This window comes from Desulfovibrio sp. JC010 (assembly GCF_010470675.1).
In the GTDB taxonomy this organism is placed as follows: Bacteria; Desulfobacterota; Desulfovibrionia; order Desulfovibrionales; family Desulfovibrionaceae; genus Maridesulfovibrio.
The window spans coordinates 28827-47066 of record NZ_VOIQ01000008.1; the positions used below are offsets into that span (position 1 = coordinate 28827).

General features: G+C 50.4%; 15 protein-coding genes. 5 read left to right on the plus strand and 10 right to left on the minus strand.

The window, feature by feature from the left end:
- Nucleotides 1-91: 91 nt before the first annotated feature.
- Complete coding sequence (locus tag FMR86_RS10320) at nucleotides 92-859, minus strand: class I SAM-dependent methyltransferase (RefSeq protein ID WP_163351106.1); 768 nt, start codon at nucleotides 857-859, stop codon at nucleotides 92-94.
- A gap of 91 nt (nucleotides 860-950) precedes the next feature.
- On the minus strand, nucleotides 951-2477 hold the full coding sequence (locus FMR86_RS10325; protein WP_163351108.1) for a YifB family Mg chelatase-like AAA ATPase: 1527 nt from the start codon (nucleotides 2475-2477) through the stop codon (nucleotides 951-953).
- A 219-nt stretch (nucleotides 2478-2696) separates the two neighbouring features.
- Here FMR86_RS10325 and FMR86_RS10330 point away from each other — a divergent pair, with 219 nt between their 5' ends.
- On the plus strand, nucleotides 2697-4766 hold the full coding sequence (locus FMR86_RS10330; protein WP_163351110.1) for a radical SAM protein: 2070 nt from the start codon (nucleotides 2697-2699) through the stop codon (nucleotides 4764-4766).
- A 59-nt stretch (nucleotides 4767-4825) separates the two neighbouring features.
- Here the strand turns inward: FMR86_RS10330 and FMR86_RS10335 are convergent, their stop codons facing one another.
- From FMR86_RS10335 to FMR86_RS10350, 4 genes are all read right to left on the minus strand, one after another.
- Nucleotides 4826-5401: a flavin reductase family protein gene (locus FMR86_RS10335; protein WP_163351112.1), complete on the minus strand. Its 576-nt coding sequence runs from the start codon at nucleotides 5399-5401 to the stop codon at nucleotides 4826-4828.
- A 62-nt stretch (nucleotides 5402-5463) separates the two neighbouring features.
- Nucleotides 5464-5850 (minus strand): MarR family winged helix-turn-helix transcriptional regulator, encoded by a 387-nt coding sequence (locus tag FMR86_RS10340; protein WP_373682476.1) that lies wholly within the window; start codon nucleotides 5848-5850, stop codon nucleotides 5464-5466.
- A 108-nt stretch (nucleotides 5851-5958) separates the two neighbouring features.
- Nucleotides 5959-6375: a bacteriohemerythrin gene (locus FMR86_RS10345; protein WP_163351116.1), complete on the minus strand. Its 417-nt coding sequence runs from the start codon at nucleotides 6373-6375 to the stop codon at nucleotides 5959-5961.
- A gap of 81 nt (nucleotides 6376-6456) precedes the next feature.
- Nucleotides 6457-9114, minus strand: coding sequence for a cobyric acid synthase (locus tag FMR86_RS10350; protein WP_163351119.1), 2658 nt, complete (start codon nucleotides 9112-9114; stop codon nucleotides 6457-6459).
- Between the two features lie 158 nt (nucleotides 9115-9272).
- On the opposite strand from FMR86_RS10350, the gene FMR86_RS10355 reads away from it, so the two are divergent.
- Nucleotides 9273-9641 carry a cupin domain-containing protein gene (locus FMR86_RS10355; protein WP_163351121.1) on the plus strand — a complete coding sequence of 123 codons (369 nt, stop codon included), beginning with the start codon at nucleotides 9273-9275 and terminating at the stop codon, nucleotides 9639-9641.
- Between the two features lie 25 nt (nucleotides 9642-9666).
- On the opposite strand, the gene FMR86_RS10360 is transcribed toward FMR86_RS10355, so the two are convergent.
- From FMR86_RS10360 to lepA, 3 genes are all read right to left on the minus strand, one after another.
- On the minus strand, nucleotides 9667-11949 hold the full coding sequence (locus FMR86_RS10360; RefSeq protein ID WP_163351123.1) for an ATP-binding protein: 2283 nt from the start codon (nucleotides 11947-11949) through the stop codon (nucleotides 9667-9669).
- Between the two features lie 195 nt (nucleotides 11950-12144).
- On the minus strand, nucleotides 12145-12747 hold the full coding sequence (gene lepB, locus FMR86_RS10365) for a signal peptidase I (protein ID WP_163351125.1): 603 nt from the start codon (nucleotides 12745-12747) through the stop codon (nucleotides 12145-12147).
- Nucleotides 12748-12793: 46 nt separating this feature from the next.
- Nucleotides 12794-14599 (minus strand): translation elongation factor 4, encoded by a 1806-nt coding sequence (gene lepA / locus FMR86_RS10370; protein WP_163351127.1) that lies wholly within the window; start codon nucleotides 14597-14599, stop codon nucleotides 12794-12796.
- 1164 nt (nucleotides 14600-15763) lie between these two features.
- On the opposite strand from lepA, the gene FMR86_RS20830 reads away from it, so the two are divergent.
- The 3 genes from FMR86_RS20830 to FMR86_RS10385 all read left to right on the plus strand — a co-directional run bounded on the left by FMR86_RS20830 (nucleotide 15764) and on the right by FMR86_RS10385 (nucleotide 17478).
- On the plus strand, nucleotides 15764-16477 hold the full coding sequence (locus FMR86_RS20830) for an RHS repeat-associated core domain-containing protein (RefSeq protein WP_373682477.1): 714 nt from the start codon (nucleotides 15764-15766) through the stop codon (nucleotides 16475-16477).
- On the plus strand, nucleotides 16478-16924 hold the full coding sequence (locus FMR86_RS10380) for a hypothetical protein (RefSeq protein WP_163351131.1): 447 nt from the start codon (nucleotides 16478-16480) through the stop codon (nucleotides 16922-16924).
- A 110-nt stretch (nucleotides 16925-17034) separates the two neighbouring features.
- Complete coding sequence (locus FMR86_RS10385; RefSeq protein ID WP_163351133.1) at nucleotides 17035-17478, plus strand: hypothetical protein; 444 nt, start codon at nucleotides 17035-17037, stop codon at nucleotides 17476-17478.
- A gap of 306 nt (nucleotides 17479-17784) precedes the next feature.
- On the opposite strand, the gene FMR86_RS10390 is transcribed toward FMR86_RS10385, so the two are convergent.
- Nucleotides 17785-18204, minus strand: a complete 420-nt coding sequence (locus FMR86_RS10390) for a hypothetical protein (RefSeq protein ID WP_163351135.1) — start codon at nucleotides 18202-18204, stop codon at nucleotides 17785-17787.
- Nucleotides 18205-18240 lie beyond the last annotated feature (36 nt).

Here is an 18240-nt window from a genome sequence, read left to right on the forward strand (position 1 = left end):
TCATGAAAAAGTCCGGACTTAAATCCGGACTTTTTTTGTGGCAATTTATCATGTTCACGATGGGCGCTTCAACTGAAACGCAAGGAACTTATCATGTCCCGCCCGGACAGTGGTAGCGGGCGCGGTTTCGCGAAAAAGGAACCTTCTCGGCCCTGCTCTCAGGCAAGGCACAGGATTCAAATGTAGGCGCGTAACGGGTGGAGCTTTTTTCCATTACAATACAAAACAAGTCTCGCGGCAGAGCACCCTCTTCAATACGCTCGATGGATTTGATTTTGAATCCGCTGGCCAGTCCGCGAAGTTTTTCTTCGCAAAAAAAATGAACTGCGAACTTGCCGATCTCATAAAGATTCTCACCCAGATGTTCTCCGGCCCGGTAATGGCGATCAAAAATGGATCTCACAGAATAGACCACCAGTCCGCCCGGCTTAAGTACCCGGTGAACTTCGCTTAAAGCGCAGGAAATTTCTGCCATGGTCAGTTCCATGCACAGCAGCATGTGCGAATAGCAGGCATCATAAGATTCGGATTCAAAAGGAAGCGGTTTACGGATATCAAAGCAGCGGGGATCTACATAAGAAGTAAGGGAGGAGGAAGATGCTCTGGCGGCGATTTCGTCAACCGCCCTGCTGGAATAATCAAGTGCGGTAACAGTGATTCCGTCCTCAGCAAAAAGAAACGTATCCCGTCCCTGACCGCACCCGGTCTCCAGAACGGTTCGCACGTTATTTTCCTGAAACAGTTCAAGAGATTTTTGCGCAAGCAGACTGGGCTGTTGCCCGAAATAACTTTCAGACTCAGTAAAAACCTGATCCCAAAGCTCCTGCTGTGCTGTCAAAGCATTCATTACCGGCTTCATTACCCCTCCCTAGAAATAACCAGTAAGGTAGGTAATATTACAGCAAAGCAGACTTGGCAACAGCGGATGTGTGTCAATTCTGCCGCAATGGCTACCCCTGCCTGTCCATACTCCGGTAATTGATAGCCTCTGCCAGATGCGCAACCTGAATCATCTCCGCCCCGGCCAGATCGGCAATGGTCCGTGAAATACGCAGGATACGCGTGTAAGCACGGGCGGAAAGGCCAAGGCTACGCACTGCCTGCTCCAGAAAGCTGTGCTCAGCTTCACTCAGCTTGCAGAACTTTTCCAGCGATGAACCGGAAAGCTCACTGTTGGTCAGGATATCCATATCCTTGAAACGTTCGGCCTGAATCTCCCGCACCCGCTCAATATTGGCGCGCATGGAAGCTGAATCCAGCCCTGAGGAATCACGCAAATCCTTGTATTCCACAGCCGGGACTTCGATCTGCAGGTCAATGCGGTCCAGAAGCGGCCCGGAAAGCTTGGAACGGTAGCGGTTCACCGCCTGCGCCGAACAGGTACAGGCATGCCGTTCGTCAGTAAAATATCCGCAGGGACAGGGATTCATGGCCGCCACGAGCATAAAATCCGCCGGATATGAAAGGGACATGGCCGCACGGGAAATGGTTACCTCCCCGCCTTCAAGCGGCTGGCGCAGGACTTCGAGCACATTTTTTTTGAATTCCGGAAGTTCATCCAGAAAAAGAACCCCGCGATGGGCAAGGGAGACTTCACCGGGCTTGGGATATGCCCCGCCGCCGATGAGTCCGGCATCGGAAATGGTATGATGCGGAGCACGGAAAGGACGGGTGACCATGAGCGATTTATCCCGCTCCAGCTGACCGGAAACACTGTATATTTTGGTAACTTCCAATGCTTCCTCAAAAACCAGCGACGGCAGAACCGTGGGAATGCGCCGGGCCAGCATGGTTTTACCGCTGCCCGGAGGACCGATGAACAGCAAATTGTGATTTCCTGCCGCCCCGATCTCGATAGCCCGCTTGGCGTGTTCCTGCCCTTTGACCTCGGAAAAATCCATACCGAAGGACTGCCGCCCGGACCAGAGCAGTTCCGTATCAACCGTGGCCGGTTCCAGATTTTCTTCACCGATAAGAAAATTCACCAACTGCGAAAGGGTCCCAACGCCGTAAACCGGAAGACCTTCCACCACTGCGGCTTCATTTACATTATCCGGGCTGACGATCAGCCCCCTGGCTCCCTTGCGCCGGGCTTCGATAGCCAGCGGAAGCACCCCGTGCACAGATTTTACCCCGCCGGAAAGGGAAAGCTCCCCGGCCAGAAACCAGCCTTCAAGCGCGGACTGATCAATGACGCCCGCCGCACCGAGCAGGGACGCAGCCAAAGGCAGATCATATGCAGATCCGGCCTTGCGGATATCAGCCGGAGCAAGGTTCACGGTTATACGTGAAGGCGGGATGCGGTAACCTGAATTCTTGAGCGCGGAAAAAACACGTTCCTTGCTCTCCTTAACCGCGCCCTCAGCCAGACCGACCATGGTAAAAGCAGGCATGCCCTGCCGGGTCAGGTCCACTTCCAGATCGACTTTAAAACCGTCAATGCCCATGAGGGCTGCACAGGAAACTTTTGCTATCATTGAAATTCCGACCCTGAAAATTAGTATTTGTATTTATAATCGGCTTTTTGATATCCGGTTTAAACGCTCAAGGCAAGAGAGACACTCAGAAGATACTCATTAAACATGACCTTTTTCAGCATGATTAATCCCGCCTATGATTATTTTTGCCATTATCGCAGCCTACGTTTATATTATGTATGGAAGCAGACAACTTAACTCACTTAAAGGATCTGCAACGTGAAAGTATATCTCATAAAAGCATCGGCTCCCGGCCTGTTTAAAGAATATAAAAAATACATGGGTGCACCCCCACAAAATATTTTTTCCCTTGCCGCTGCCACTCCACGCGGTGTGCAAGTGGACATGTGCGATGAAACGCAGGACATGAAGCCCAAAATGAACACGGACGCGGATGTCATCGTTATCTGTTTTCATACCCCGGACGCCATCCACGCCTACAAACTGGCTGACAAATACCGCGGCAAAGGCAAAACCGTGGTCCTCGGCGGATTGCACGCATCATTCATGCCCGATGAAGCCCGGCAGCATGCTGACTCCCTGTTGATCGGTGAAGTGGAAGGAATCTGGACCAAGCTGCTCAAGGATTATAAAGCCGGAACACTTCAGAAACGCTACCAGCGCAGCAGCCCGGTGGATATGCCCAAACTGCGCCCCTACCCCACGGACATCATCCCGGTATCACGCTACAAGGGGATCTGGTCGGTGCTGGTCTCACGCGGCTGCGTTCACCGCTGTGAATTCTGCGTTATTCCGCCGTTCTTTAAAGGTAAATACCGTCTGCGTCCCATTGAAAATATTGTGGCGGAAATCAAGGCCGCCCCGGCAAAATGGTTCGAACTGCACTCCGACAACCTTACTGCGGACCGCGACTATGCCATTAAGCTTTTCAAGGCCCTCAAGCCGTTGAACATCAAATGGGTGGGTGAATCGACCATCAAAATGGCGCAGGACGAAGAACTGCTCCGCCTTGCAGCGGAATCCGGCTGCGAACTGCTGCTGTTGGGTATTGAGACTCCCTCGGCAGATGCCCTGTCCAGTTCCGGAAAGAAATTTGTTTCCCCGGCGGAAGTCCGCACGGCAATCGATAAATTCCATGAATACGGGATCAAAATCACCTCTTCCATGATCTTCGGATTCGATTCCCACACCCCGGAAATTTTTCAGCAAAGCCTCGATTTCGTGAATGAGATCGGCATTGATGAAGTGGAATCGGTCATTCTCTGCCCCTTTGCCGGAACTCCCCTCTATCACCGTCTGGAATCAGAAGACAGACTGCTGACCAAAGACTGGTCCAAGTATGATTGCAGTCAGGCCGTCTTCAAACCCAAAAACATGACTGCGCAGGAACTTGATGAAGGAGCCACATGGTTCTGGAAACAGGTAAAAAAAAAGTCGCCGCTTTCCGGTGGTGGAGTTACCTCTGCAACTGGTAGCCGCTCAGGCAGAAACAACTCCGGGAGAAAGCCCAAAATGAATACAGGCTCAAACATCAAATGGAAGTCCATGCTGGCTCTGCTGCTGATCGGCGCAGCCCTGATCATGGATATGCCGTGGCTCTGGGGGATACTTTTCCTGCTCTGGGTCATCATGGACCTTAAGAACAGGCAGACCTATCTGCTGGAAGATATTTCACGGGACAGCAATCCGGTACTGTACTGGATAATCGTAACCATGTGGTTTGGATTCACATTGACTGCATTGAGCTGGCACCCGGCTGTATACGGGTATATTTACCAGTATTTACCGGAAAAAAGCTATAAAACCGGAAGCCTGCCGGAATCTCTCATACCTGCTATGCCACAGGGCATAAGGCTAACAGGTGTAAAGACCGCCCATGCCTCGACTGAATTTCAGGAAATCAATTTCGGCATGAAGCTCAACATCCCGGAAAAGTGGGAGGTTTCACAGATAAAAACCGACAACGGCCCGGAAATCAGTGCTCGCGATCCGCAACATAGAGCGGACCTCACAGCCCTGCGCATCGACATGGGCGAGGAGCTTTCCGTGGCGGAAATAATGGGGATCATGGAAAACGAAATCAGCGCGGAAATTCCTTTTGTAAAACCGGAAAAGGGGACCGCTGTTTCCGGTTTCAACCCGCAGCATAAAAATTTTGAAATAAGTTTCAAAGAATATAAGGGTGAACTGCACAAAGAAAAACTGAATGTGATCATCGGCTACGGAAAGCTGAACAATGATGCCTACGTGATTATCGGCATCTGCGGGTCCGATGATCCGCCCACGCGAAAAATTCTGCTCGCGATCATGGAATCATTCAGACCGTAGACCAAGCCCCTGCAGTTATTCAACAGCAGGGGCTTGGCTATTCACACAAATCAACCAGCCTACTTCTTCAGCCGGTCCTTAAGCTCTTTACCGTCATGCCATGCCTTGCCGATCTTACGCCCGATAGCCCAGTAATGGTTATCAGGCATGGAAAGAGTCATGGGCTTGACCTTTTCAATATCGATGTAACCATCAGTCATGTACTTTTCTTCGGTCCATGTACCCATCAGTTCGCCGATGAACATAATATTGGTGTCCAACTCAACAGTTTTTACCAGCTTGCATTCCATGGCAATGGGGCACTCCCTGATCAGCGGTGCTTTTTTGAGTTCACCGTAATGAAGATCAAAGAACTGTGATTTATCGACCCGCTTACCGGAAAGCAGTCCCATCACGTCGGTTTCGCGATGCATTCCTTCATGGGGGATGTTGATGGAAAACTCACCGCTTTCAACAATACCCAAGCCGGTTGCGTGATTCTTATTCACGGTAATGGCGAAAAGGCATGGCTGGTAGTTAACCCGTGTCAGCCATGCCAGAGCCATGAAATTGGCCTTGCCGTTGTAATGGGTTCCGACAATAGACTGCGGTTCCGGTAAAATAAATGCGTTGTTTCCAATGTTGATTCGGCTCATGACCTTCTCCTTTTGTTTGCACATACACGTGTATATACAAATGAAGTTTTAAAAAAATATGCCTATGCGTCTTCCAGCTTGCGCCCGGCCTCAAAAATAGCGGAGGTAAGCAGCTTGCCTTCCTCTTCACCCAGAATTTCACTGTAGCGGTGATAAAGTTCCTTCCAGCCGGCAGCGATGGGCTCCTGCAAGGCCATCCCCGCTTCAGTGGGATAAACCTTGGAAAGTTTGCCTTCTGTCCTGCGCTCCACAAATCCCTTCTTAGCCAGACTATCCACAAAACGGGTCACCGTGGACGGAGCAAGATGCAGGGCTGCGGTCAACTCCTTCTGGATAATCCCGGGATTCTCGTTAACCAGCATCATCAAAAAAGCATGGGCCGGAGAAATCCCGGTCTCGGCAAATGCTTCATCAGCAAGCCTGCCCACTACCCGGGACAAGGTATTCACCGAGAAGAAAAGGCAGCATTTAAGATAATCTGATACTTTGGGCTGGTCACTCATTTGCACATACAAATATCAACAGAGTCAGACATGGTCAAGCACTTTCCTGGCCCATCAAGGCACAAATTCTCCCTTATTATCCTTGGCGAATTGAGCGATTTTATAATCCTCCTGTAAAAGATGTTCCACCAGCCAGTCAGCCAAAAGCTCTTTAACATCTTTGGGCGTAACTTCCTCGCGATGAAAACGGGCGGCCTGCAAGGCTTTAACACGATTTTTCAACTCTTCATGAAGCTGATGATGCTCAGCAAGCTGCGGATACTCAATTTCCTCCATATACTTTTCCTCGGTATTAAAATGGAGGACAGCATACTCCTTCAACTTGCTCAGAAGATCATCAATGGCCGCATCTTTCTCACCTTTTCCAAAGGCATCCAGAACATCGTTAACCATCCCGATCAGAGACTTATGCTGATCATCGATTTCCTCAACCCCGATCCCCAAACCATCATGCCATTCTATTTTAGCCATGAAAGCCCCCTGAGCTTGAACATTATTCAAGTGAGATCATCATACACCAAATTCCGCATCATGGGCAATTGCAACAAGACCTCACCGCAGCCCCAAAGCAGCATAAACAGCAACCATGTCCACGTTCTCACGGACCACACTTGCAAGGCGGTCCAGAGCTTCTTCCATATTAAATACCGACTGCACTTTGCCCAGCTTAGGCAAACCTTTACGCGCCCGCAGGGAATCCACAAACCAGCGCCGGAACTCGTCAGCATCAAAAATACCGTGCAGGTATGTCCCCCAGATCAAGCCGGACTTGGAACCGAAACCAAGGGCCTTGGAAACCGGGACTCCCCCGGTAATGCCCTGCGGGACAATAGCCGCACGCACCGTGGGCAGCAGAGGTTCGGTCTTACCGTGGTGGATTTCATAGCCCACAACCTCCAGCTTGCTCTGGGAATGCATCGCCAGTGTACGGGTCAGGGTCTTTTCCGGGGCAAGGGTGGTCTGCAGGGGCAGCAGTCCCAGCCCTTCGGCAGAACCGCCGGATTCAATATCATCCGGGTCGCTGATATACTGGCCCAGCATCTGGAATCCGCCACATATGCCGACAATCACCGCCTTGTCACGCAACCCGGCCACAGCCTCGGCCAGACCGCTCTCGCGCAAGTGGGCAAGGTCGGCAAGAGTGGATTTACTCCCCGGCAGAATGACTGCGTCAGGATTGCCGAGATCCTCCGGCTTATCCACTACCCGCAGGTTCACATCCGGCTCACCTTTCAGGGAATCAAGGTCCGTAAAATTGGAGATACGCGGCAGGTCGATGCAGACGATATCCACTGAGTCCTTGCGCTTGCCCTCAGAACCGGACTTCCTCAGATCTTCCTTGAACGAAACAGAATCCTCGTCCGGCAACCCGAGGTTATTGATAAAAGGTATAGTCCCCAGCACAGGCTTCCCGGTATGGCTGAGAGTAAAGTCAAAGGCCGGGGTCAGCAAAGAGGCATCCCCGCGAAATTTATTGAGCAGAAAACCGCAGACCAGTTTACGCTCTTTGGGTTCCAGCAGGTCCATGGTCCCGGCAAGGGAGGCAAAAACCCCGCCCCGGTCAATATCCCCGGTGATGAGCACCTTGGCCCCGGCATAATCAGCCATGGCCATATTCACGATATCATGCTGCTTAAGGTTGATCTCAGCCGGACTGCCCGCGCCCTCGATGACCATAACGTCAACATCAGAACTCAGGGATTCGTACGCATCTTTGACCGCCTCAAAAGCCGTGGGCTTGTACTCCACATACTTCTGAACTTTCATGTTACCCACGGGCTTGCCCATGACAATGACCTGCGAACCGATATCGCTGCCCGGTTTGAGCAGAATCGGATTCATGCGCACATCCGGGGAGAGCTTGCAGGCAGCGGCCTGTGTGACCTGCGCCCGGCCCATTTCCAAACCGTCGTCAGTAACAAAAGAATTAAGCGACATATTCTGGGCCTTGAACGGGGCGACCTTGAATCCGTCCTGCAGCAAAATACGGCAGAACGCTGCGGCCAGAATAGACTTGCCGGCGTTGGAGCAGGTTCCCTGAATCATCAGGGCCGGAGTCTTTTTGGCCTTGGGTGCGGAGACCTCCATGCCGGAGAAAGAACGCAACCCGTCCAGCAGGACCTGATTTTCCTCAGCAGTGCGCACGGCGATGCGGAAATAAGTGGAATCCAGCCCGTCAAAATTATCACAATGGCGCACCGCTACCTTGTTTTTAATCAGATGCTCGATGAGTCCGGCAGCGTCCATGCCCACCCTCTGCACCTGGCAGAGCATGAAGTTTGCCTGCGAAGGAAGTGCCCGGATACCGGGAACTTCCAGAATTCCCTGAACCAGTTCATCACGCAAACGGGTGGTGGTCTCAATTGTTCTGCGTTCGTAATCTTCATCACGCAGGCAGCGCAGTCCCACCTTCTGGGCCAGAATATTCACCGACCAGCAGGGCAGCTCATTCTTGATCTCCATGATCACGTCAGGAGCGGCAAAGGCCAGCCCCAGCCGCAGACCGGGGATGGCGTAAAATTTGGTCATGGAAACAACAGTGACTACGTTGGGCGGACGCTGCCCGGCCAACCTTTCCAATCCCGGAACAAAGTCGGCAAAGGATTCATCAATCACAAAGCGGGAATCAGGATGTTTACGGGCAAGTGCTTTCAGCTCCGCAGGATCGAAAGCGGTCCCGGTGGGATTATTGGGCTGGGCCAGAAAAACCAAAGCGGGAGATGCGGCCAGAAAAGATGAAAGCGTCTCAAAATCCGGGGCAAAACCGCGTTGCGGGTCAAGGGGGATATGCTCAGTCTTTAAACCTGCAAGCTTGCAGGAACGTTCGTAATCCACGTAGCAGGGCACCGGAATAACCGCCCGCTTGAAGTTTCCGATACGGGCAATGGCCGCAATCAGTTCCGAGGCCCCGTTGCCGGCCACGCATTCAGTGGGCCAGACCGAAAACTTCTCGCAGGCGGCAAGAGTAAGCTCCGAACTTTCCGGATCAGGATAGCGGTCAACCTCCGCAAGTGCCCGGACCACTTCCTGCTGCAACCACGAGGGAGGTCCCAGCGGATTGATATTGGCTGAAAAATCCACAATCTCGGAAGAAGGGCACCCGGCCCGCTCCGCCAACCGGCGCAGGTTGCCGCCGTGGGTGTATTTCCGTTTTTCAGCTTCTATTTCAGCAAGTTGTTCTTTTAAGGACTGCTCGTTAAAAGACTTCATACACTCTCTCCGTTGGGTGAAGGAAATTTGTATTCAAGGTATAACCGGAAATGGAACAGGGTTCAAATGGGAGATTGAATTTCAGACTGGCGAAACAAAGAGAAGCTGTATACCATCAGGAAAACTCCAAATTATCTACCCGAACCGGGGGAGACACCATGGATTATCAAGCCATCAATTTCAAGGACAAACTTTCGAAATTCCACGAACATTGGTCCCCGCGCGTAATCGCGGAGATGAACAACTACCAGTTCAAGCTTGCCAAACTCAAAGGAGAGTTCGTCTGGCATGACCATAAGGACACAGACGAAACTTTCATGGTCATTGAAGGGGAACTGGACATCCTCTTCCGGGACGGAAAAGTAACCCTTAATGCAGGCGAAATGTACGTGATTCCCAAAGGGGTGGAGCACAAGCCTGTTGCAGCGCAGGAATGCAAGGTCATGCTCATAGAGCCGCGCGGGGTGGTCAACACCGGGGACGCGGACGGCGGAGAATATACTGCGGAGAATGATGTATGGATTTAAGGGGACTTCAGCTGGACTGCTGCGATTAATCCACCCCCGAATACTTAACCAATATCCGCTTCACATCATCGATCCGGGTCGGCTTGGAGAGGTAATCGTCCATGCCTGCGGAAAGGAACTCCTCCTTATCCCCGGCCATGGCGTGGGCTGTGCAGGCGATAATCGGAACATCACTGTTTTGCGCACCGGCTTCACCTGCGCGAATACGTACGGTTGCTTCAAGCCCGCCCATATTCGGCATCTGAATGTCCATAAAAATCAAATCAAACGGCTCACTCTCTACACTCAGTGCTTCAATTACCCCGTGACCATCCACGGCAACCGATACAGTGCAGCCTAGTTTTTCCAGAAAACTTTTGAGCGTAAGCAGGTTTACTTTCTCGTCTTCAGCCACAAGGACATTAAATTCTTTTATGGAATGACCTTCATCGTCCTGATCACACCCGGCAATTCCCGACTCTGGCCGGGCCTCATCGAACTCCAGACTGAAATGGACCGACGTTCCGACTTCGAGTTCACTGGATATGGAAAGATTCCCGCCCATCAACCCAAGCAGCTTTTTCACAATGGCCAGTCCCAGCCCGGCCCCTTCATAATCGCGGGTCCGGCTGGCATCAGCCTGAGTAAACGAATTAAAAACAGACTCCAATTGGCTGTCTTCTATACCGATCCCTGAATCAGTCACTGAGAACAAAATTTTATGTTTGCCGGGCTGTGTACTTTTCAGCGGATAAACTTCAACTAGAACACTGCCGTCTTCAGTGAATTTCAAGGCATTACCGATCAAATTGTTAAAGATCTGGTGCAAGCGATTGCTGTCCCCCAGCAATTTCTCCGGCAGGCTTCCCGCCACATCAAAACGTAAATCAACATTCTTCTGGACCGCAACCGGTCTGAACAGGGCATAAGCCGACCCCAAAACATCCGCCAGATCAAATTCCGCATCAACTATCTGCAAATGACCGGACTCAATCATGGAAATATCAAGCACATCGCTGAGCAGTTGGGTCAGCCGTTTGCAGGACTGCATGGCAAAATGATAATGCTCATCCTGCTGCGGACTAAGCCCGTCCATATGCATTAATTGCAGCATGCCCATTATACCGTTAAGGGGGGTCCGTATTTCATGAGACATATTGGCCAGAAAATCCGATTTCGCAATATTTGCGGTTTCAGCCCCCAGCTTTGCTCCGATCAACTCTTCTTCGGTCTTTTTCCGTTCCAGCACCAACGCAACGTTTTTGCCGAACAAAGACAGGATATCGATATCCTCTTCCGACCACTGCCGAAGTGAAATCACAGAATCAAAACCTGCAAAACCCACAAGCCGGTCATTAAGATACATGGGTTCAATCAGCACAGAACGTATGCTTTGCGCTTCAAGCACCTCTTTATCCGGCAGGTCCTCCGGCAAAACGGATACATCCGGGATATAATACGGTTCTCTTCTGTTGAGCTTATCCCAGAGCAGGGTTCCGAAATCCTGTAAGTCCAGACTCTGCAACAGGTGAATCTGCGGTTCTATGTTTTCCGCACACCACTCATGGGTGTTGTCGCAAATGGAGGTATTACCGCGCATGAGAAAAATATAAGCCCGGTCGACTCCTGTGAACCGACTGACAGACATGAGGGCTTCATTCAGCCCTTCGTCAATTTTATCCACTGACAGGTCAAGAAAGTCAGAAGCAACTTTACTGACCAGATTTTCAAATACAATACGTCGGGCAAGCGAATTCTCCGCTTCTTTCCTTTTAGTAATATTAAGAGCGGTAAATGAAACACCCTGCGACCAGTCATCAGGATTAAGCGGCTTTGAACTCAGGATGACATGTATGATGCTGCCGTTCTTGTGCTGCAGCCGGGTTTCAACAGTACCGACACCCTTTTCCTTAATCTGGTCATATTTATATTTTGTTACGTAATCAAAATCATCATCACTGGGATATACAATACGGGAAGACTGACCGATCAGCTCCTCTCTGGAGTATCCGGTCATCTCACAAAAAAAATCATTCACTTCAAGCAGAACACGATCCACCACCATTCCTATACCTATGGGAGCGGCGGTCAACACAGTATTCAGCTGATTCTCTCTCGCCTCAAGCAGTTCCTCTGTCTTTCTCTGCCGTTTTACAAACAACGTATATAAATTAAAAACCGCACCGGTAATCATACCGAACACAAAAGGAACCGCAAACGCCTGCGGCATCAAAGGCCAGCCCATCAGGTACTTCTGTAAAGCGGAAAGCAAAGATAAAAGGATTGCACCGCAAATGGCTGAAAATATGAAGCGAAAGGCTGAAAGCATTCGTTCCTCCTGAATTAGCTCTATCATCTAACAGCAAGGGAACTCAATAATAAGGTTATTTCTTTTTCTTTCGACACTTCTCACAAAAAAACTAAAGCCCCGGTACAAACGTACCGGGGCTTTCATATAACCAGATTTCAACTATGCGCTAAAATCGCTATGGATTAGCACCACCCTTGATGCTTTAGACAAATGCTAGTGCAGGATGTCACCAATACGATCCCAGCGAACGGTCTTGGGACCGCCCCAAGACCAGTAGATAATCCACGCCTTTCCTAAGATGTTCTCTCTGGGAACATTGCCCCAGAATCTGGAATCGTTGGATCCATCGCGGTTGTCGCCCATGACGAAGTATTCCCCTTCGGGAATTACGCGGGGCGGCATGTTGTCGCGCAGTGTTGAAACGTGGGTGGTATCGGTATACTGAACGTAAGGCTCAACAAGCTCCTTGCCGTTAACGAAGACCTTCTTATTCTTGATCTCCACAGTATCACCGGGTACGCCGATAACCCTTTTAATGTAGTCCTTGCTGGGGTCGCCGGGGTATTTGAAGACAATGATGTCCTGATACTCGGGGTCGCCCACCGGCACGATCACCTTCCCGGTGAAGGGAACTTTCACGCCGTAGGAAAATTTACTTACCAGCAGATGGTCTCCGATCTGGAGGGTCTGCAACATGGAACCGGACGGAATCTTGAAGGCCTGCACAATAAAGGTTCGGATGAAGAGAGCCAGTATGAGTGCGATAAAAAGAGCTTCAATATATTCTTTCACAGTGCTCTGCCATCTGGGATTCATAATTAATATCCTTATAGTTTCCTGCGTGTTACACAGGGCGGGTCGTTTAGTCTTCGCCAGCTTTCAATACTGCCATGAAAGCTTCCTGCGGAATTTCGACATTACCCATCTTCTTCATGCGCTTCTTACCTTCCTTCTGTTTTTCCAGAAGCTTGCGCTTACGGGTAATATCCCCGCCGTAACATTTGGCGGTAACGTTTTTCCTGAACGGGGCCACTCGTTCTTTGGCGATGATCTTGCGACCGATCGCGGCCTGAATAACAATTTCGAACATCTGGCGCGGGATGGCCCGTTTCAGCTTGAGGGCAAGTGAGCGTCCGAAAGGATATGCGGAATCCTTATGGACAATGGCTGAAAAGGCATCCACCGGATCAGTGTTGATCAGGATGTCGAGCTTAACCAGATTCGATTCGCGGTAATCAATAATTTCGTAATCAAGGGAAGCATAGCCCTTGGTGTGCGACTTAAGCTTGTCAAAGAAGTCGTACATAATTTCCGCAAAGGGAACTTCATAAGTAATGATAACCCTTGAAGATGTCAGGTAACGCATATCCTGCTGAATACCGCGTTTTTCCTCACAGAGCTTGAGAACCGCACCAACGTACTCGTTAGGCACATGAATTTCAAGACGGCAGAAAGGTTCGGCCAGAGATTCGAGATCACCGCCGTCCGGCATCTTGCTGGGGTTATCAATTTCAAGCACTTCGCCGTTGTTCAGTCTTGCCTGATAGACAACTGAAGGCGCGGTAGCGATGAGTTTGGCCTGAAACTCGCGCTCCAGACGCTCCTGAATAATTTCCATATGCAGCAGGCCGAGGAAACCGCAGCGGAAACCGAAACCGAGAGCGGTCGATGTTTCCGGCTCAAAGGAGAATGCGGTGTCGTTGAGCTGCAATTTTTCCAGCGCGGCCTTGAGCGGCTCGTACTCGGCGGGTTCCACCGGATAGAGTCCGCAAAAAACCATGGGCTTTACTTCCTGAAAACCGGGAAACGGATCTTCCACCGGATCAGCGGCAAGGGTGACGGTATCACCCACGGGCGCGTCATTGAGTTCCTTCATGCTGGCGCAGAGGAAACCAACTTCACCGGCAGCCAGTTCCTTGGTCTTCTGCGGTTCAGGAGTGTAAACACCGAGAGTGGTCACATCAAAGGTACGTCCGGTGGAGTGGATCTGGATCTTGTCACCCTTCTTGAGGGTACCGTCCAGAATCCTGAACAGAACCACAACACCCTGATAGGAATCGTACCATGAATCAAAAATCAAAGCCTTGAGCGGCGCGTCCGGATCACCTTCCGGCGGCGGCAGATCCTTGACTATGGACTCCAGCACATCTTCCACATTCAGCCCGGTCTTGGCACTGATCATGATCGGATCAGAGCAGTCCAGTCCGATGACTTCCTCGATTTCCTGCCCAACGCGTTCACAATCGGAACTGGGCAGGTCCACCTTGTTGAGCACGGGTACGATTTCAAGGTCGTGGTCCAGTGCCAGAAATACATTGGCAAGGGTCTGCGCTTCAACGCCCTGAGTGGAATCAACCACCAAAAGCGCACCCTCGGACGCGGCAAGACTACGGGACACTTCGTAACTGAAGTCCACGTGGCCGGGGGTATCGATCAGGTTGAGTATATACTCCTCACCGTCCTTGGCTTTGTACGGGATACGCACGGTCTGAGCCTTGATAGTAATTCCGCGTTCCTGCTCCAGTTCCATCTTATCAAGGTACTGGTCCTTTTTCTCACGTTCGGAAACCATTCCGGTGATTTCAAGGATACGGTCCGCAAGAGTGGACTTGCCGTGGTCGATATGCGCAATGATACTGAAATTTCTTATTTTATCTAATTTAGCCATATGAAAAAAGTCGGCGGCCTCCAGGGGTCGTCGCCTTATAATATTTTATTCGGTCTTCCTTTTTTCCCCTTGGATCAAGGGTAAAGGGACTCCTTATTACGGTATTTGTGAGCCGCTGTCTAATATGTAATTGCGGTCCCGGCAAGCCTAATCTGTGGGGGACGGCCCGGAAACTGAATCTTAACGCCTGAAATTATTTTTATGCAAAAAGAAATGTTGCTATTTTCCTCTGGGCGGACCTGAATCCCCTGATTCAGGTCCGCCCTGCCCGCTATCCTTGATTCTGTAGGAGGACAAAAGCCCTTGATGAACAGGTCGTTACGGGCTTTTTCCATAAATTATAATCAAGGAAATTTTGTAATGCATGCAGCAATCACCCCCCAACAGCCGCAGACCGGAACAGGCCCGGACCTGCATGACGAGTTCGAACATGACGGCGTGGAGTTCAATCCTGATGATGCCATCCGGGTCACTCCCTTCGCAGTGCCGAACGCTCAAGAGCTGTTTTCCGTGCTGGGCACCGAAAGAAATGAGGACGGACGCATCATCCAAAAACTGCAATCCCTTGAGCCTTTGGACCACCACCTGCATTACGAATATGATGCAGGGGGCAGGCTGCACAAGGTCTGGAAAGGCAAGCAGATCATCGAGGAATACTTGTACGGCAAATACGGTGAACGCTACTTTGGTGCCACCCCGCAGACCGGACAACGCCGCTTCCTCTACGGTTCCGGCCTTCGTCTGGAAAAGGTCGGGAATGTAAAATATTCCTACGACGATCAGGGCCGTCTGATCAGAAAACAGGACGGCTGCGTTGTGACCAGCTACGAATATCACCATTCAGGCCAGTTGCAGCAGGTTAAACTGCCGGATGGCCGCCGCATTTCCTACACCATCGATCCTGACGGCAAGCGCACTTCCAAGTCCGTCAACGGCAAAGTCGTAGAAACATACCTCTGGCACAATTTAACCACGCTGACAGCCTTCACAGACGAGTACGGCAAGCGCACGGATTTCGCCTACGATAACGAAGGCGATCCCATCGCCATGCGTTGCGGTGATGAAGTCTACTACCTCGCTTCTGATCAGGTCGGCACAATTTATATGGTTGCTGATGATCATGGAAATGAGATAAGACGAATTATACGTGATTCGTTCGGAAACATGACTGTCGATACCAATGAACGTATATACATCCCCCTCGGCTTCGCAGCCGGACTGCATGACCGCGACACCGGGCTGGTCCATTTCGGACACCGTGAATACGATCCTTCCATCGGTCGTTTCATCCAGCCCGACCCGCTTGGCCTTGCTGGCGGAGATGTGGATGTTTATGGCTATTGTCATGATGATCCGGTTAACTTTATTGATCGGGTTGGGTTGGCTAAGGTGAGTGAAGAGGGAGCACCTGCTGATCCGCCAGATGAAGAGACTGATCCTGATAAGGAAAAGGAAAACGAAAATTTCTATTGGACGGTAACTCCCAAAAAGAATGCCTGCGAAAAGTGTCAGGCACTTAAAGGAAAGACCTTTGAGAAAGAACCTGAAAGACCGCACCCCAACTGTAAGTGCGAGATCGAGAGACATTTCAAGGGCTTCTACGTTAGTGGCATACTTCAAGGACAAGGTGACAGCGATAGCCATGAATTCGGTGCCAGCCAGAAAATAGTTGTTGAAGTGACGAATCTCGGTCCCTTTCTTGCCGGGGCAAGAATTCAGGTTGACGGCAGTGTATGGGAAAACACCGGGTGGATGGCTCCGGGCCAGTCCGATTCTTTTGAATTTACGAAATTCGGCGAGATACCGGTGCCATGGGAAGTGGCGATAACGTGCGATGGAGCCGACAACTGCACCATTACTTATTCCATAAGGGGTTAAATGAAATTCGCAACATTTATTCTACTCGTCGCACTGTTCATACCAACGAATAGCTCGGCGCAATCTATATTGCCGCTCTCTTGCGATGATGTAATCAAAACCGAGATATGGCGTCTTCGTGGAGAAGTTTGGCACTGTCCAACCAAAGAAGGTTATAACTATGTAGTCATGGCTTACCTGACGAAGGAAGCCCTGACACGCTCGGCTCAAGTATATGAGGCCACTGAAAAAATTATCGTTATGGTCGATAATTGCAAAATTTACACTAGACCTGTGCAAATTAAGGCTCAAGGTAGGCTCATACAAAGTGATGCTCCCACTTGGGACAACTTCCGTGGTGACGAAGCAGTCATTATAACCAAGAAAACCAAGGAAGCGGCCTTTGAAGCCGCCCGGATGATCTGTCCAAACAAAGTACCAACGGAGATGCTTACAGACGGAAGCTGACGGCTAGCCCAATAGAAATAAGCCCCCCGCAGCAAGTGCTGTCGGGGGAATTAACCCGTTCTGTCCCGACTGCAGACAACTGCACCATTACTTATTCCATAAGGGGTTAAATGAGATTCGCAACATTCATTCTACTCATCGCACTGTTCATACCAACGAATAGCTGGGCGCAATCTATATTGCCACTATCTTGCGATGATGTAACCAAAATCGAGGTATGGCGCTTCCGTGGAAAAGTTTGGTACAGGCCCAAAGAGGGCTATCACTATCCAATCATAATTTACCTGACGGAGAAGGCCCAGAAACGCACGGCTCAAGTATATAAAGCTACTGAAAAAACTCTCTTTATGACCAATAATTGCAGATTTTTCATTAGAAATGTGCAGATCAAGGCTCAGGGGAAGCTCATACAGAGTGCTGACCCCACTCGGGACAACTTCCGTGGTGACGTAGCAGTCATTATAACCAAAAAAACCAAGGAGGCGGCCTTTGAAGCCGCCCGGCTGATCTGCCCAAGCAAAGTACCAACGGAGATGCTTACAGACGGAAGCTGATTAACTAAGCCCCCGGACTTCGGTCCGGGGGCATTCATTATCAAACTACCTCACCACCAAAACAATCCCGCCCACTACAAATCACCCCCCCCAAAACAAAATGTTGCAATTTTATTACGAAAGCGATTGATTGACCCATCAATTTATATTAAAGAGATAATCAGGTCTTTTTAAAATTGATACTGCTACTGCATTACTTTCCACGGTCAGGTGTTAATAATTCCTCAGGGTTATAGGGAAAGAGGAATTATGCCGTGCAGCAAAAAAACGTTGTTTTGGGCCGTTGGTATGTGGATACTACTGGAATCAGACTTTGCCGAGAGCGCTGCCCGGAAGCGTATACTCAAGAGCACCGGACTGTCGGGAATAGGCATTAAGTGCCCTGGTCCTCATGTAACCGGAGCTCCCGGGATTGAACATGGCGGAATCCTCGGAAAAAGCCGTTTGGGTAAGAGCAAGCTGCTGATACATATTCTGTACGTGCCGCTCTTCGCTTTGAGTACGGGGGTAGGTTTTTGATCGGAATTCGCGCGAGGCTTTTTGCGTCTCGTCCGGTTCAAATTCGAGGTCCTTTGCAGTGAAATTTACACCGAGCTTGCCGATATTGAAGCCGAATTTACGCGTGGTCACGCGTGCTTTCACCTTTTCCACTTCAGCGGCAGTCTCTCCGGACCATCTCTTCGCATTATCAACATATTGGTTGATGCCCTGCGCTGCTATTCTCACTACTTTCTCCACCAGAAAACCGTTTCCGCGTACACA

Coding starts and splice junctions, on each gene's coding strand:
- FMR86_RS10320 (WP_163351106.1), bottom strand. CDS start 859: ATGAAGCCGGTAATGAATGCTTTGACAGCACAGCAGGAGCTTTGGGAT.
- FMR86_RS10325 (WP_163351108.1), bottom strand. CDS start 2,477: ATGATAGCAAAAGTTTCCTGTGCAGCCCTCATGGGCATTGACGGTTTT.
- FMR86_RS10335 (WP_163351112.1), bottom strand. CDS start 5,401: ATGAGCCGAATCAACATTGGAAACAACGCATTTATTTTACCGGAACCG.
- FMR86_RS10345 (WP_163351116.1), bottom strand. CDS start 6,375: ATGGCTAAAATAGAATGGCATGATGGTTTGGGGATCGGGGTTGAGGAA.
- FMR86_RS10350 (WP_163351119.1), bottom strand. CDS start 9,114: ATGAAGTCTTTTAACGAGCAGTCCTTAAAAGAACAACTTGCTGAAATA.
- FMR86_RS10355 (WP_163351121.1), top strand. CDS start 9,273: ATGGATTATCAAGCCATCAATTTCAAGGACAAACTTTCGAAATTCCAC.
- FMR86_RS10360 (WP_163351123.1), bottom strand. CDS start 11,949: ATGCTTTCAGCCTTTCGCTTCATATTTTCAGCCATTTGCGGTGCAATC.
- lepB (WP_163351125.1), bottom strand. CDS start 12,747: ATGAATCCCAGATGGCAGAGCACTGTGAAAGAATATATTGAAGCTCTT.
- lepA (WP_163351127.1), bottom strand. CDS start 14,599: ATGGCTAAATTAGATAAAATAAGAAATTTCAGTATCATTGCGCATATC.
- FMR86_RS20830 (WP_373682477.1), top strand. CDS start 15,764: ATGACTGTCGATACCAATGAACGTATATACATCCCCCTCGGCTTCGCA.
- FMR86_RS10380 (WP_163351131.1), top strand. CDS start 16,478: ATGAAATTCGCAACATTTATTCTACTCGTCGCACTGTTCATACCAACG.
- FMR86_RS10385 (WP_163351133.1), top strand. CDS start 17,035: ATGAGATTCGCAACATTCATTCTACTCATCGCACTGTTCATACCAACG.